14 protein-coding genes are annotated in these 13,642 nt (G+C 67.7%); 10 read left to right on the forward strand and 4 right to left on the reverse strand.

Going from position 1 to position 13,642, the window contains the following annotated elements; translation table 11 throughout:
• The first annotated feature begins 202 nt into the window (after positions 1–202).
• The 4 genes from AC04MD_RS15640 (at position 203) to AC04MD_RS15655 (ending at position 4,129) form a co-directional block, all read left to right on the forward strand.
• The gene (locus AC04MD_RS15640) at positions 203–1,393 is read left to right on the forward strand and encodes a methyl-accepting chemotaxis protein (RefSeq protein ID WP_475498214.1); all 1,191 of its coding nucleotides are present in this window, start codon (positions 203–205) and stop codon (positions 1,391–1,393) included.
• A gap of 135 nt (positions 1,394–1,528) precedes the next feature.
• Positions 1,529–2,158, forward strand: coding sequence for a sensor histidine kinase (locus AC04MD_RS15645; RefSeq protein WP_475498215.1), 630 nt, complete (start codon positions 1,529–1,531; stop codon positions 2,156–2,158).
• Positions 2,155–3,870 (forward strand): EAL domain-containing protein, encoded by a 1,716-nt coding sequence (locus AC04MD_RS15650; RefSeq protein ID WP_475498216.1) that lies wholly within the window; start codon positions 2,155–2,157, stop codon positions 3,868–3,870. The genes AC04MD_RS15645 and AC04MD_RS15650 overlap by 4 nt, the downstream gene beginning before the upstream one ends.
• Positions 3,863–4,129, forward strand: coding sequence for a GIY-YIG nuclease family protein (locus AC04MD_RS15655; RefSeq protein WP_475498217.1), 267 nt, complete (start codon positions 3,863–3,865; stop codon positions 4,127–4,129). The genes AC04MD_RS15650 and AC04MD_RS15655 overlap by 8 nt, the downstream gene beginning before the upstream one ends.
• A 123-nt stretch (positions 4,130–4,252) precedes the next feature.
• On the opposite strand, the gene AC04MD_RS15660 is transcribed toward AC04MD_RS15655, so the two are convergent.
• The 4 genes from AC04MD_RS15660 to flgA form a co-directional block, all read right to left on the reverse strand.
• Positions 4,253–5,404 (reverse strand): ATP-binding protein, encoded by a 1,152-nt coding sequence (locus AC04MD_RS15660; protein WP_475498541.1) that lies wholly within the window; start codon positions 5,402–5,404, stop codon positions 4,253–4,255.
• A 188-nt stretch (positions 5,405–5,592) separates the two neighbouring features.
• Complete coding sequence (locus tag AC04MD_RS15665; protein WP_475498218.1) at positions 5,593–5,937, reverse strand: flagellar protein FlgN; 345 nt, start codon at positions 5,935–5,937, stop codon at positions 5,593–5,595.
• A 5-nt stretch (positions 5,938–5,942) separates the two neighbouring features.
• Complete coding sequence (gene flgM / locus AC04MD_RS15670) at positions 5,943–6,251, reverse strand: flagellar biosynthesis anti-sigma factor FlgM (protein WP_475498219.1); 309 nt, start codon at positions 6,249–6,251, stop codon at positions 5,943–5,945.
• 168 nt (positions 6,252–6,419) lie between these two features.
• Positions 6,420–7,067 (reverse strand): flagellar basal body P-ring formation chaperone FlgA, encoded by a 648-nt coding sequence (gene flgA, locus AC04MD_RS15675; protein ID WP_475498542.1) that lies wholly within the window; start codon positions 7,065–7,067, stop codon positions 6,420–6,422.
• A 914-nt stretch (positions 7,068–7,981) separates the two neighbouring features.
• Between flgA and AC04MD_RS15680 the strand changes: the two genes are divergently transcribed.
• The 6 genes from AC04MD_RS15680 to AC04MD_RS15705 all read left to right on the forward strand — a co-directional run bounded on the left by AC04MD_RS15680 (position 7,982) and on the right by AC04MD_RS15705 (position 12,760).
• Positions 7,982–8,935 (forward strand): chemotaxis protein, encoded by a 954-nt coding sequence (locus AC04MD_RS15680; protein WP_475498543.1) that lies wholly within the window; start codon positions 7,982–7,984, stop codon positions 8,933–8,935.
• A 183-nt stretch (positions 8,936–9,118) separates the two neighbouring features.
• Positions 9,119–9,505: a flagellar basal body rod protein FlgB gene (gene flgB / locus AC04MD_RS15685; RefSeq protein WP_475498220.1), complete on the forward strand. Its 387-nt coding sequence runs from the start codon at positions 9,119–9,121 to the stop codon at positions 9,503–9,505.
• An 11-nt stretch (positions 9,506–9,516) separates the two neighbouring features.
• Positions 9,517–9,924 (forward strand): flagellar basal body rod protein FlgC, encoded by a 408-nt coding sequence (flgC, locus tag AC04MD_RS15690; protein WP_475498221.1) that lies wholly within the window; start codon positions 9,517–9,519, stop codon positions 9,922–9,924.
• 27 nt (positions 9,925–9,951) lie between these two features.
• Positions 9,952–10,635 (forward strand): flagellar hook capping FlgD N-terminal domain-containing protein, encoded by a 684-nt coding sequence (locus AC04MD_RS15695; RefSeq protein ID WP_475498222.1) that lies wholly within the window; start codon positions 9,952–9,954, stop codon positions 10,633–10,635.
• 37 nt (positions 10,636–10,672) lie between these two features.
• Entirely contained in the window at positions 10,673–11,893 is a 1,221-nt protein-coding gene (gene flgE / locus AC04MD_RS15700) for a flagellar hook protein FlgE (protein WP_475498223.1), read from the forward strand.
• Between the two features lie 114 nt (positions 11,894–12,007).
• Positions 12,008–12,760 carry a flagellar basal body rod protein FlgF gene (locus AC04MD_RS15705; protein WP_162337304.1) on the forward strand — a complete coding sequence of 251 codons (753 nt, stop codon included), beginning with the start codon at positions 12,008–12,010 and terminating at the stop codon, positions 12,758–12,760.
• The last annotated feature ends 882 nt before the right edge of the window (positions 12,761–13,642 follow it).

A 13,642-nucleotide genomic window follows, 5' to 3' on the forward strand; every position in this document is an offset into this window, starting at 1 on the left:
ATAGGAGAAGCGGTCACGGGCGGACATCTCACCCCATGCAGCCCATGACCCCTGCATGGCGCGGTCGCGACTGACGTCGCTCCTACCACAAGCCGCAACGCCGGTCACAGATCGCCGGCCACCGCAAAACCGCCGGATTTCCCGCCTAAAGAGCCGTTCCCCACGGCCGATACTCATCAGTGAGCTTCAGCAGAGAGCACCCATGTATTCGCGCATCCTGGTTCGTCTGGCGGCACCCCTCATCCTGACCGTGCTGTTCCCGGTGTCGGTCGGTTTCGACTGGCCCAACGCCCTGCAATGGGCGCTGCTGACATCACTGACCCTGGCCTGGCTGATCTTCGCCTGGCTGACCGTCGTGAACTCGCATCAGATTTCCCCCGAGCACGCCAGCGTCGTGCGTGAGCAGGATGCCCTGCTCACCGAACTGCGCCGCTTCGTCAACAACGAGATCGAAGGCTCGCGTGGTGAGATCGACCGTGCCCGCGAGCTGATCCGCGAGGCCGTCAACAACCTGGGTGGCAGCTTCGACGCGATGAACCGCAAGTCGCGCGAACAGAGCGCGGCGATCTCCCGCATCATCGATCGCAACGGCGACGGCGACCGTGCCGGCGTGGACGTGGCGCGCTTCGCCCAGAACGCCAGCCAGCGCATGGAGCAGTTGGTCGAAGCGCTGGAGCAGGTGGCCGGCCAGAGCGGCACCACCGTGCACCACATCGACGACATGGCGCAGCACCTGGACGGCATCTTCTCGCTGCTGGAAGACGTCAAGTCGATCGCCGACCAGACCAACCTGCTGGCGCTGAACGCGGCCATCGAAGCCGCGCGTGCCGGCGAAGCCGGTCGCGGGTTCGCGGTGGTGGCCGACGAGGTGCGCAACCTGTCCGAGCGCTCCACCGCCTTCAACGAGCAGATCCGCAAGCTGGCCCACAGCTCCAAGGAATCGATCGCCAAGGTGCGCGACACCGTGTCGAACATGGCCTCGCGCGACCTCGACCGCTCGCGGGAAGCGCGCAGCGAAGCGGCCGGCATGCTGAACCAGGTCGCGGCGATCAACGCCTCGCTGGGCGACGGCATGCGCGAGGTCTCGGTCTGCGGCCACGCCATCGACGCCAGCGTCGCCGAGGCGGTCCGCTCGCTGCAGTTCGAGGACATCGCCACCCAGTCGCTGGGCAGCGCGCAGACCCACCTGGACCGCCTGACCGCGATCAACAAGGAAGCGCTGGCCCTGCAGGAACTGCTGCACCGCTCCGGCGGCGCCACCGACAACGAACTGCTCAGCGCGCTGCGCCTGATCGGCAACCGCCTGCGCGACCAGCGCACCGAGTGGGAGCGCCCGCCGCACAAGCCGGTCGCGCAGCAGAACATGGGTGCGGGTACCGTCGAGCTGTTCTGATCGCGCGACGGCAACGCAGGAACGACGACACGGGGCGGCCAGCGATGGCCGCCCCGTGTCCGTTCGGGACGACGTCGCGCCATCACGCCGTGGCCCGGCTGGCATACTGCGACCGTACCCGTCTCTACGCCGCCCATGCCGACGACGCCTCCAGACCTGCTGTTGCAGCTGTTCCGCCTGCAGGAAGCCGACCGCCATCGCGTCGGTCGCGCCCTGCACAACCAGGTCGGGCAGTCGCTGTCGGCGATCCGCATGGGCGCGCACCTGGTGCAGTCCGAGGACGATCCGGAGATCCGCCGGGAAGACCTGCAGGAGATCATCCGCGCGAGCGACGAAGCGGTCGCGCTCGTGCGCGACCTGCATGCGACGCTGCATCCGCCGCAACTGGACTCGATCGGCCTGGATGCCGCCCTGCGTGCCGAACACGAGCGACTGTTTCCTGGTGCTGGCATCGCACTGGCCGGGTTGCCGCATCCGCTGGCGACGGACCGCGCACTGGTCGCGTTCCGCATCGCGCAGACCGTGATGCGCACCGCCTCGCGGGCGCACAACGCGCTGGTCCTGATGCTCGCAGGGGACGAGGACGCAACGGGCGCGACGACCCTCGACCTGCAATCGGATGCCGACATCGACTGCGCGGACCTGCCCTTGCTGCAGGCGCTGGCCGCCATGGTGGACGGCAGGCTCGACGCCATGACGGGCACGCATTGGCGACTTCGCCTACCCTATGGGCCCCTGCCCGCCACCCCCGCCGATCCCGCGTGAATTCCGAGCACGCCCACCTGCCCCGCCTGCCGCGCCTCGGTGCCGGCGAACCCGACCTGCAACGCATGGTCGAGTCCGCCACCAACGACGGCACGCCGTTGATGCTGCTGTACCTGGACATCGACCACTTCCGCTCGATCAACGAGAACATGGGCGTGGAAGTCGGCGACGAAGCGCTGGCCATCCTCAGCGACCGCCTGCAGCAGGCACTGGGTCCGGACGCGCGCGCCTGGCGCCACGGCAGCGACGAATTCATCGTGGCGGTACCGCGCGTACCGGGCACGCTGCCGCCGGAGCGCTTCGGCGACCAGCTGCGCGAGCAGATCGAACTGCCGATGACGGTGCTGCCGTACACCCTGTTCCTGACCGGCACGCTTGGCGTGGCATTGTGCCCGGAGCATGCCGACACCGCGTCGGGCCTGCTGCAATGCGCGGAAAGCGCGATGGAACAGGCCAAGCACGAGGGCATGAACCTGGTGCGCCTGTACCGGCGCGGCGCCGCGATCACCGCGCGCAGCGACAGCATCATCGCGCGGCAGATCGTCAACGCCATCCACCACAACGAACTGCGCCTGTTCTACCAGCCGCAGATCAATGCGCACGACGGCCGCGTCATCGGCATGGAGACGCTGCTGCGCTGGTACTCGCCCGCGCTGGGCCTGCTGGTGCCGGAACGCTTCATGCACGTGGCAGAGAAGCTCGGCGTCATCGTGCAGATCGGCGACTGGGTGCTGCGCAACGCCTTCAAGCAGGCGCGCGTCTGGCGCGACTGGGGCTTCGACGACTTCGAGATCGCGGTCAACGTCTCCACCCTGCAGCTGCTGCGCCCCAGCTTCGTGTCCGAAGTGCTGGAGGCGATGCAGGAAGCCGGCATCCCGCCGCAGATGGTGGTGCTGGAAGTCCGCCAGAACGCGCTGGCCAAGGACATGAACCTGGTCCACCGCACGCTGGCGCAGCTGCACCGCGAGGGTGTGCGGCTGACGCTGGACGATTTCGGCATGGGCGATTCCAACCTGGATTCGCTGGTGCGCTTCTCGGTGGACAAGATCAAGATCGACCGCAATTTCGTGAAGGGCGTGCCGTCCGGCAACCGCGAGGTCGCCATCACCTGCGCCATCATCGCGATGGGCCACCAGCTGGGCATGAAGGTCATCGCACATGGCGTGGAGACCGACATGCAGTTGGGCTTCCTGCGCCGCAACCAGTGCGACATGTTCCAGGGCCATCTGTTCGGCGAGCCGATGTCGGCCGAGGACGCCGGCGCCGTGTTGCGCCGCCGCTACCTGCGTGCCGACGCGTTCGCCGCCACCAAGCCCGACCGCACGCTGCTGCTGCTGGATGACGAAGAGAACATCCTGCGATCGCTGGTACGCCTGTTCCGCCGCGACGGCTACCGCATCCTCGCCGCCAGCAACGTCACCGATGCTTTCGAACTGCTGGCCACCAACGATGTGCAGGTCATCCTGTCCGACCAGCGCATGTCGGACATGAGCGGCACCGAGTTCCTCGGCCGCGTGCGCCTGCTGTACCCGGACACGGTGCGCCTGGTGCTGTCCGGCTACACCGACCTGGCCACGGTGACCGAGGCGATCAACCGCGGCGAGATCTACCGCTTCCTGACCAAGCCGTGGAACGACGACGACCTGCGCGAACACATCCGCCAGGCCTTCACCACCTACGAGAACCAGCCGCACCACCGCGCGCATGCCTGACAGCGGAGCGCCGACGCCGGCAGGTTGGTGCCTGTACCTGCTCGAATGCCGCAGCGGCAGCTTCTACGCCGGCATCACCAACCGTCTGGAGGCGCGCTATGCCGCGCATGTCGCCGGCACCGGCGCGAAGTACACGCGCGCGAACCCGCCGGTGCGCGTGCTGGCCAGCCGCAGTTATCCGGACCGCAGCGCGGCGTCGCGCGCAGAGGCGGAGCTGAAGCGGTTGCCGCGGGCGAAGAAGCTGGCGTTTTTCGAATAGTTACGCCGTCATTCCGGCGAACGCCGGAATCCATCTTGATCTTGCCTGACTGTTGCACGGCGAAAAACATCAACATGGGTCCCAGCGTGCGCTGGGACGACGAACATCAGCGATCAGAATCACTCACGCCGCGTCGGCGGCCGGCTGGCGGATCGGCAGGGTGATGCGGAAGCAGGCGCCAGCACCGGGCACGTTGCGCGCTTCGATGCGGCCGTTGTGCTTCTTGACGATGCCGTAGGAGATCGACAGGCCCAGCCCGGTGCCGCTGCCGACCGGCTTGGTGGTGAAGAACGGATCGAAGATGCGCTGCAGGATCTCGTCGGGAATGCCGTGGCCGCTGTCCTGGACCTCGACCCAGACCTCCTCGCCTTCCACGCCGGTGCTGACCGTGATCGTGCCGCGTTCGTCGATGGCGTGGCTGGCGTTGAGCAGGATGTTCATGAACACCTGGTTCAACTCCGACGGTCGGCACTGCACCAGCGGCAGCTTGCCGTAGTGCTTCTCCAGCGTGACCTTGTACTTCAGCTCGTTCCAGATGATGTTGATGGTGGAATCCAGACCGGCGTGCAGGTCGGCGGATTTCCAGCTGTCGTCGCGGCCCGAGTACGAGAAGTCCTTCAGGTTGCGCACGATCGCGGTGACCCGCTCGATGCCCTCGCGCGATTCGGACATCAGCTGCGGCAGGTCGCCGGTGATGAAGTCGATGTCGGAACGCGCGCGCAGGTCTTCGATCTCGGGCAGCATCGCCTTCGGGTCCGGCAGGCGCAGCGCGCGCTCGTAGACCTCGATCAGCGAGAACAGGCTGTGCAGGTATTCCTGCAGCGAGCCGAGGTTGGAATGCACGTAGCCGATCGGATTGTTGATCTCGTGCGCGACGCCGGCGGCCAGCTGGCCGATGGACGCCATCTTCTCGGACTGCACCAGCTGTTCCTGCGCACCGGCCAGGCGCACCAGCGTCTGGCGCAGCTGCGCATGGCGGCGCTGCAGTTCCTGCTGGCGCGCATGCGCCTCGCTGACGTCGTGGAAGACGACCATGCAATGACCGCCGCCGGGGCTGTCGTGGAAGTAGGCGCGCACCTGCAGCACCAGGCCATCGTCGAGCGTCAGGTCGGCATTCCAGCGGCCGGTCTCGCGCGCGGTGCGGATCGCATCGGCCGGCAGCAGCCGCGACAGCGCGCCGAGCGCATCGGCCTCGTCGTTGACCAGCGCGCGCGCGGCGGCGTTGGCGTGCAACGGGCGCGCATCGCCCCGGCACAGCAGGTACCCATCGTCCATCAGTTCGGCCAGCGCCTTCAGGTCGGCGAAGCTCGGGATGTCGTCGACGGTGCAGGCGCCGGAAGGCGGAGTCGTAAGCGGGTCTGTGGCCACGGATGGATCGGGTGGCGGCGATGGGGCGCCAGTATCCGGCGCGGCCGCAGGAGCGGCAAGGTGCGGAGTCGCAGTTTGCGGATCCGGCACCAGGCTCAGGCGACCGCGAGCGGGCGCGGCGCGGAGGCCGTCGAGGTCTGGCCCTGCGCGTCGTAGGCGCCGTGGCTTTCGGTGCGGCCAAGATGGCGCAGCGCCCAGTTCACTTCGCGGCGCCGGCGCGCCAGCAGGATGCCGTTGGCGTGGTTCTTGTCGGCCAGGTCGGCCAGGCTTTCGCGCAGGTCGTCGGGGAAGCCGAAGCCGGCGGCGGCGGTTTCCAGCGCGCGCAGCGCATCCAGTTTGTCCTGCGTGCAGCGCACGAGCGCTTCCACGTCGTGCTCGACGATGGCGCGACGCTCCTCTTCCAGGGCCGCGGACAGTCGCTGGAGGGACGCGTGCGTCATCGTGCTCAGCCGCCCAGCTGGTCTTCCAGGCCCAGCATGCCGTCGGCGATCGCCTCGGCGTTGATCTTGTACGTGCCTGCCTGCAGTGCTTCGCGCACGGCCGCCACGCGGGCTTCGTTGATCGCCGGGGCCGCGGCCAGTTCGCGCTGCATCGCCTGCAGGCTGGTGGCTTCGCCGGTCAGTCGCAGGCTGTCGCCCGCCGCACTGGCTTCCACGGGGCTGGAACGATCGGCGCCGGCGGAGGCCACACGGCCGCTCACGGGGCCGGTGGTGCGGATGGCGGCAGGGGGAGTGCCTTCGATTTTCTGGTTCATGTCAGTCGCCTGTAACAGGGTTCATAGGAGTTATCGGCCGCCACCCGGTGGACTTTAGTGACGGATCGCACAATTCCGAGGGGACACCGGATTTCGCCCGATGTCCTTCCACCCAGCGTCGGTATCGGCCCTCTCCCGGACATCTTGAGGGCGGATGTGGATTTTTTTTCATCGACTCACCCAGACGTCGCCGCCCGCCCCCACGATTCCCTGCACCACGCGGCGCGAGGACAGGTTTTCGACGGTCACCCGCTCGTTCTCGCCGGCATCGCCGAGCGCCTTGCCGGCTACGCGGACTTCCACCCCGCCACGGCGGGACACCAGTGCCACGTTGTCGCCGCGGCGGATGAGGCGCTGGGCGACCAGGTCGGTCGAGGCCAGCACCGATCCGGCCGACAGCATGCGGCGCGCGACGCGGCCCACGGCCTGGGCCGGATCCGCCACCGCCGCACCGACAATGCGCGAAGCGTCGCGGCGCTCGGCGACGAAGGCGTCGGCCGTAATCGTTTCGCCGGGCGCGACGCCGCGCGCCAGCACCAGCACGGTCTGGCTGCGGCGCACGCGCACCGGCACGAACAGGCGCCAGCCGGCATCCTGCGGACAGCTGACTTCCACGCTGTTGCTGCCCTGCACGCGCGCAACCAGCGCGGCGCCGCAGCGTGGCAGGCGCAGGGCGGGATCGAGCGTGGCGTCGGCTTCGCTGCCGGCCGGCAGGGCGCCGAGAGCGGCGGCCTTGATGCTGTCGACCGGCTGGAAGTCGGCGGCCAGGACGCTGCATGCGGTCAGGGCGCCGATCAGGGCGAAGGTGAGGCGCAGCATGGGCGGGGTCCGGAGGTTCATCGGCGGGGAAGCTGCAAGCGGTGTGCCAGTCAAGCCCCTCTCCCCGCGGGAGAGGGGTTGGGGTGAGGGGCAACGGAGCCCGTGTCCTCAGGCCGCCCCTGGCAGCCACCACATCCGCGACGAGCCTTTGGTTCGCTGGCCTTGCGGGATGGATCTTCTTTTACTCAGCCATGGCGCCGCTCGCCGCGGGGGCCTTACTTTTCTTTGCTTGTGCAAAGAAAAGTAAGCAAAAGAAAGCACACGCCGGCGGTCCGCCCGCCGCACGCGGCGGGTACGCAGTCCCGGCGGGAATTTTCGTACGGGGCATCCTGCCCCGGCCGAAAACGGCGCACGTCCTGTGCGCCGCCCTGCGGGTTTTACCCGCCGTGACTGCCGGACCTCAGGGGGCCCGAGAGCCAAAGCCGACGCGTCGCGGTTGCTCCTGCTTTTCGGGCTCCCCATGAGGCACGGCGAGTGGGCCGGGTACAACCCGAAGGGCGCCGTCATGGATGACGGGGTTTTCGTATGGCACATGGATGTGCCATACGAAAATTCCCGGCCCGCTCGCGGACCCGGAGCGAAGCGCAGGGCGTGCCGCCTGGGGCGTGTTTCTTTGGTTCCTTTCTTTGCACGAGCAAAGAAGCGCTTCTCAACAGCCGAATGGCTGGTCAAGGGACGCCACCCGCGGCGAGCGGCACCATGCTTGCAGGTCAGGCGACCATCCCGTCAGGCCAAGAAAGCCGAAGCGGCAGCGTGCCTCTGGCTAGGTCCAATGTCCGCACAGGCGATGGACTCCGTTACCCCTCACCCCAACCCCTCTCCCAGCGGGAGAGCGGCTGAAAGGAAGGGAGAGGGGCTTTGAGCTGGCCCCTCCCGCTCAAGACCCCTGCCCGATGGCCGATATGCTGGACATGACCCAGGACCTGCTCAACCGCATCGACCAGCGCACCCGCCTGGCCGGCCACAACCGCCTCGCCCTGCTGCTGTTCCGCCTGGGCGGGCGTCAGCTTTTTGGCGTCAACGTCTTCAAGGTTCAGGAAGTCCTGCGCCGCCCCGGCCTGTTCCAGCTGCCCGGCCTGCCCACCGAGTTCGTCGGCGTCGCCGACGTGCGCGGCCGCTCGGTGCCCGTGCTCGACCTGGGCCTGAGCATCCGCCACCCCGAGCGCGACCCCAACCCCGAGAACGCCCCCAACTACCTGGTCGTCACCGAGTTCAACCGCTCCGTGCAGGGCTTCCTGGTCAGCGGCGTCGAGCGCATCGTCAACATCGCAGTGGAAGACATCCACCCGCCGCCGGAACTGGGCGCGGAAAACAGCTTCCTCACCGCCGTGACGCGGTTCCAGGGCGAACTGATCCAGGTGATCGACGTGGAAAGCGTGCTGGCCGACATCTGCCAGTCGCGCATGGACGCCACCCTCGCCCCCGAGATGGCGCTGCCCGCCGATGCCCCGCCGATGCAGGTGCTGGTGGTCGACGACTCCCGCGTCGCCCGCTCGCAGATCCGCAGTGTGCTGGAGCAGCTGGGCGTCACCGCCACCCTGCTGTCGGACGGCCGCCAGGCACTGGACCATCTCTTGCAGGTGCACGCCGCCGGCGAGAACCCGGCCGAGCGCTACGCCATGGTCATCTCGGACATCGAGATGCCGGCCATGGACGGCTACACGCTGACGACGGAAATCCGGCGCCATCCTGGCCTGGCCGGCCTCTACGTACTGCTGCACACGTCGCTGTCGGGCGTGTTCAACAACGCCATGGTCGAACGGGTGGGCGCCAATGCCTTCGTGGCCAAGTACAGCCCGCACGAGCTGGCGGAGCACGTGCTGTTCCGGCTGAACCAGGTGGCCTCGGCGCGCATGGCGGCCTGAACCGTCGTCCCAGCGCACGCTGGGACCCATCTGCTTTTCCCGCTCGCCGGGTAAAAAGCAGAGCTCAGATCAAGGTGGATCCCAGCGTTCGCTGGGATGACGGGATCGGCACGCCGGTATGGGGGCTCGCTTTCTGGCACACCGCTTGCAACTGCCCCGGCAACGGTCTGCCGGAGCGGTGCCATGTCCAATCCCATCTCCAATTACCTGGGCGTCCACGCCACGGCGCTGCCGCTGCGTGAGCAGCGCATGCAGCTGATCGCCAGCAACCTGTCCAACGCCGACACGCCGAACTTCAAGGCGAAGGACCTGGACTTCCAGGCCGCGCTGGAGAACGCCGCCGCCAAGGCCGCGCCGCTCAAGAGCACCAACGAACTGCACCTGACCCTGCCGAACGCCTCGCCGCGCATCTTCGAGCGCGACGGCGTGCAGCCCAGCCTGGACGGCAACACCGTCGACGCCGATACCGAGCGCGCCGCCTACGGCCGCGCGGCGCTGGAATACCGCGCCTCGCTCAGCTTCATCGAATCCAAGGTGCGCACCATGCTCACCGCGATCACCGGCCAGTAAGGAGCGACGCCATGAGCAACCTGCCCATCTTCGACGTCGCCGGTTCCGCGCTGCAGGCGCAGTCCGTGCGCCTGAACACCATCGCCAGCAACCTCTCCAACGCCGATTCCATCGCCTCCTCGCCGGACGCGGTCTACAAGCCGATCGAGCCGATCTTCCAGGCGCGCCCGATGGGCCACGACGGCTCGCTGACCTCGGTGCAGGTGAAGGAAATCACCCAGAGCGAGGCGCCGCCGATCAAGCGCTACGAACCCGGCCATCCGATGGCCGACGGCGACGGCTACGTCTACGCGCCGGATGTGGATCCGGTCGCGCAGATGGTGAACCTGATCTCCGCCTCGCGCGGCTACCAGGCCGGCGTGGAAGTGCTGAACACCGCCAAGGAACTCGCCCTGGCCACCCTGACGATGGGCCGCTGACGCCCCGCCCCCTGACCGAGTACGCACATGACAACCGTCAACGGCGATCCGTTCGCCGCCCTCAACACCGGCACTACCGGCAGCGCCACGACCGCCAAGAAGGCGGACACGCTGGGGCAGGCCGACTTCATGCGGCTGATGACCGAACAGCTGAGCAACCAGGACCCACTGAAGCCGCTGTCCAACAGTGAGTTCGTCGCCCAGCTGGCGCAGTTCTCCACCGTGCAGGGCATCGCCGACCTCAACGGCACCGTCAACGGCTTCACCGCCGCGCTGACCGGCGACCAGGTGCTGAAGGGCGCCGCGCTGGTCGGGCATTCGGTGGTGGTGCCGTCCGAATCCATCGCCCTGCCCGCCTCCGGCAACGCCAGTGGCCTGGTGATGTCGCCCGGCGCCGGCAAGGTGACCTTCGAGATCAAGGATGCCAGCGGGATCGTCATCGACACCGTCGAGGTGGACGCCACCGGCAAGGGCGAGACCGCGTTCGCATGGGACGGCCTGAAGGCCAACGGCGAACGCGCCGAGGCCGGCAAGTACTCGATCAAGGCCACCCACACCGCGACCGACGGCACCGGCACCGCGCTCAACACCTACGTCGACGCCACCGTGGACAGCGTGACCATCGGCTCCGACGGCCTGTACCTCAACCTGCCCGGCCTGGGCACCGCCCCGCTCGACTACGTGCTGCGCATCGGCACGTCGGCGTCCTGATACCCACGCTCCCACCGCATCCCGCAAGGAGTCTTCCATGGCATTCAACAGTTCCCTGTCCGGCATGAGGGCGGCCAACGCCGACCTCAACGTCACCTCGCACAACATCGCCAACGTCAACACCACCGGCTTCAAGGAGTCGCGCGCGGAGTTCGCCGAGGTGTTCTCGTCCACCGGCTACGGCCTGCTGCGCAACGGCATCGGCGCCGGCGTGCGGCTGACCAATGTGGCACAGCAGTTTTCCCAGGGCGATATCAACCAGACCGGCCGCTACCTGGACATGGCGGTCGACAAGGAAGGCTTCTTCACCGTCAGCAACAACGGCACCAACGTCTACACGCGCGCGGGCAATTTCCAGCGCGACCCGAACGGCTATGTGACCACGCCGGAAGGCTACCGCCTGCAGGTGTTCCCGCCGCGCACCGACGGCGTCGGTTTCGACACCGGCAACCTGACCGACCTGCGCCTGCTGACCACCGACAGCCCGCCGTCGCCGACCACCAACGTCGAGCTGGGCGTCACCCTGCCCGGCAACGCCGGACAGCCGACCATCACGCCGTTCTCGCCGACCGACAGCGCCAGCTACAACGAAACCACCTCGGTCACCGTGTACGACTCGCTGGGCGTGGCCCACCAGCAGACGGTCTACTACGTGAAGACGCCGAACCCGAACGAGTGGCAGATGCACACCTACGTGGACGGCGCCTCGATGGGCGCGCCGACCACCGTGCAGTTCGACAACAACGGCGCCCTGACCGCACCGGCCAACGGCCTGATCACGCTGGCGCCGTTCACGCCCAGCACCGGTGCCGGCGTGCTGAACATGACGATGAACATCAGCGGCACCACCCAGTACGGCGAACAGTTCTCCAAGCGCATCCAGAACCAGGACGGCTACGCGACCGGCAAGCTCAACGAATTCAGCGTGTCCGAAACGGGCGTGGTCTACGCGCGCTACTCGAACGGCGAGGACCAGGCGCTGGGCCAGGTCGCACTGGCGAACTTCAGCAACCCGCAGGGCCTGGTATCGCAGGGCAACAACACCTGGACGCACAGCTACGCCTCCGGCGAACCGCGCATCGGCGCGCCCGGCACGTCGGACTTCGGCCAGGTGGCCTCCGGCGCGCTGGAGGCCTCGACCGTCGACCTGACCGAGCAGCTGGTCAACATGATCGTGGCGCAGCGCAACTTCCAGGCCAACTCGCAGGCCCTGTCCACGCAGGACCAGATCACCCAGGCCGTGATCAACATCCGCTGACGCGGCGTGATTCGGGAATAGGGATTCGGGATTCGCAACGGCGAATCCCTGCCCGCTTCCGCTTTGCTCCTCGTAAACGAATCTCCAATCCCCTATCCCGAATCCCTGCCTCCCATGGACAAAGCCCTCTACGTCGCCATGACCGGCGCCCGCGCTTCGCTGCAGGCGCAGGGCACCGTGTCGCACAACCTGGCCAACGTGGACACCAAGGGCTTCAAGGCCGCGCTGGCCGGCACCGAGGCGTTCAAGATCCAGGGCCAGGGGTTTCCCTCGCGCGTGGACGCGGTGCTGATCGATCCCGGCTTCGACGGGCGTACCGGTTCGCAGATGGTCACCGGGCGTTCGCTGGACATCTCGCTACAGCCGAACCGCTGGATGGCCGTGCAGGCCGCCGATGGCGGCACCGCCTACACGCGCAACGGCGAGCTCAGCGTCACCCCGAACGGCCAGCTGGTCACTGCCGGTGGCCGCGCGGTGCTGGACGACAACGGCAATCCGATCGCGGTGCCGCCGGCGCAGTCGATCGACATCGGCGCCGACGGCACGGTCTCGATCATCCCGCAGGGCGAAGGCCCGCAGACGATGGCCGTGGTCGGCCGCATGCGCATCGTGGAAGCGGCGCAGTCGCAGCTGGCTCGTGGTGGCGATGGCCTGATGCGTCCGTCGGATCCGCAGGCGCCGGCGCTGCCGGTGGCCAATGGCAACAGTCTGACGATGGGGGTGCTGGAAGGCAGCAACGTGGATGCGGCCGGTGCGCTGGTGCAGATGATCCAGTTGCAGCGCCAGTTCGAGATGCAGGTGAAGGTCATCCGCAGCGGCGACGAGATGGCGCAGTCGTCGAACCAGCTGCTGCGCCTCGGCGGCTGACGATTCTTGAGTCCCTCTCCCTGCGTTGGGAGCCCCTCTCCCACCGGGAGAGGGGTTGGGGTGAGGGGCAACGGAGTCCGTGTCTTCAGGCCGCCATTGGCTGGCACCACGTCCGCGACGAACCGTTGGTTCGATGGCCTTTCGGGATATACCTTCTTTCTCACGCAGGGTGCCGCTCGCCGCGGGGGGCATTCTTTCTTTGCTTGTGCAAAGAAAGAATCAAAGAAACACACCCCAGGCGGCACGCCCTCCGCGCTGCGCGCTCCGGGTCCGCGAGCGGGCCGGGAATTTCCGTAAGGCACATCCATGTGCCATACGGAAACGCCGTCATCCATGACGGCGCCCTTCGGGTTTTACCCGGCCCACTCGCCGTGCCTCATGGGGACCCGAAAAGCGTGAGCAACAGCGGAAGCAGCTCTTGGGGCCCCTGAGGTCCGGCAGTCGCGGCGGGTAAAACCCCGCAGGGGCGGCGCACAGGACGTGCGCCGTTTTCGTACGGGGCAGGATGCCCCGCACGAAAATTCCCGCCGGGACTGCGAACCCGCCGCACAGCGGCGGGCGGACCGCCGGGGTGTGCTTTCTTTGCCTACTTTCTTTGCACAAGCAAAGAAAGTAGGGCCTCCGCGGCGAGCGGCACCATGCTGGCGAGTTAGGCGGCTATCCCTTCAGGCCCAGAAAGCAAAAGCGATGGCGTGCCCTTGGAAAGGTCCAATGTACGCACGGACGGTGGACTCCGTTGCCCCTCACCCCAACCCCTCTCCCGCTGGGAGAGGGGCTTAAGCCCACGCTCCGTCGGGTTTCCGGCACCCCTCCGCCGCGACCGGAACCCCCGTCCCACTTCGACGCGGATCCCGGCGCCAGAACCACGGCACCCGTTTCGGC

It is taken from the genome of Pseudoxanthomonas sp. LjRoot206, assembly GCF_056175725.1.

Excerpts from the sequence above, each read along its gene's own strand:
- AC04MD_RS15695 (WP_475498222.1), top strand. The coding sequence starts at position 9,952 with ATGACAACCGTCAACGGCGATCCGTTCGCCGCCCTCAACACCGGCACT.
- AC04MD_RS15655 (WP_475498217.1), top strand. The coding sequence starts at position 3,863 with ATGCCTGACAGCGGAGCGCCGACGCCGGCAGGTTGGTGCCTGTACCTG.
- AC04MD_RS15645 (WP_475498215.1), top strand. The coding sequence starts at position 1,529 with ATGCCGACGACGCCTCCAGACCTGCTGTTGCAGCTGTTCCGCCTGCAG.
- AC04MD_RS15660 (WP_475498541.1), bottom strand. The coding sequence starts at position 5,404 with ATGGACGATGGGTACCTGCTGTGCCGGGGCGATGCGCGCCCGTTGCAC.
- AC04MD_RS15680 (WP_475498543.1), top strand. The coding sequence starts at position 7,982 with ATGACCCAGGACCTGCTCAACCGCATCGACCAGCGCACCCGCCTGGCC.
- flgC (WP_475498221.1), top strand. The coding sequence starts at position 9,517 with ATGAGCAACCTGCCCATCTTCGACGTCGCCGGTTCCGCGCTGCAGGCG.
- AC04MD_RS15705 (WP_162337304.1), top strand. The coding sequence starts at position 12,008 with ATGGACAAAGCCCTCTACGTCGCCATGACCGGCGCCCGCGCTTCGCTG.
- flgE (WP_475498223.1), top strand. The coding sequence starts at position 10,673 with ATGGCATTCAACAGTTCCCTGTCCGGCATGAGGGCGGCCAACGCCGAC.
- flgM (WP_475498219.1), bottom strand. The coding sequence starts at position 6,251 with ATGAACCAGAAAATCGAAGGCACTCCCCCTGCCGCCATCCGCACCACC.
- flgB (WP_475498220.1), top strand. The coding sequence starts at position 9,119 with ATGTCCAATCCCATCTCCAATTACCTGGGCGTCCACGCCACGGCGCTG.
- AC04MD_RS15640 (WP_475498214.1), top strand. The coding sequence starts at position 203 with ATGTATTCGCGCATCCTGGTTCGTCTGGCGGCACCCCTCATCCTGACC.
- AC04MD_RS15665 (WP_475498218.1), bottom strand. The coding sequence starts at position 5,937 with ATGACGCACGCGTCCCTCCAGCGACTGTCCGCGGCCCTGGAAGAGGAG.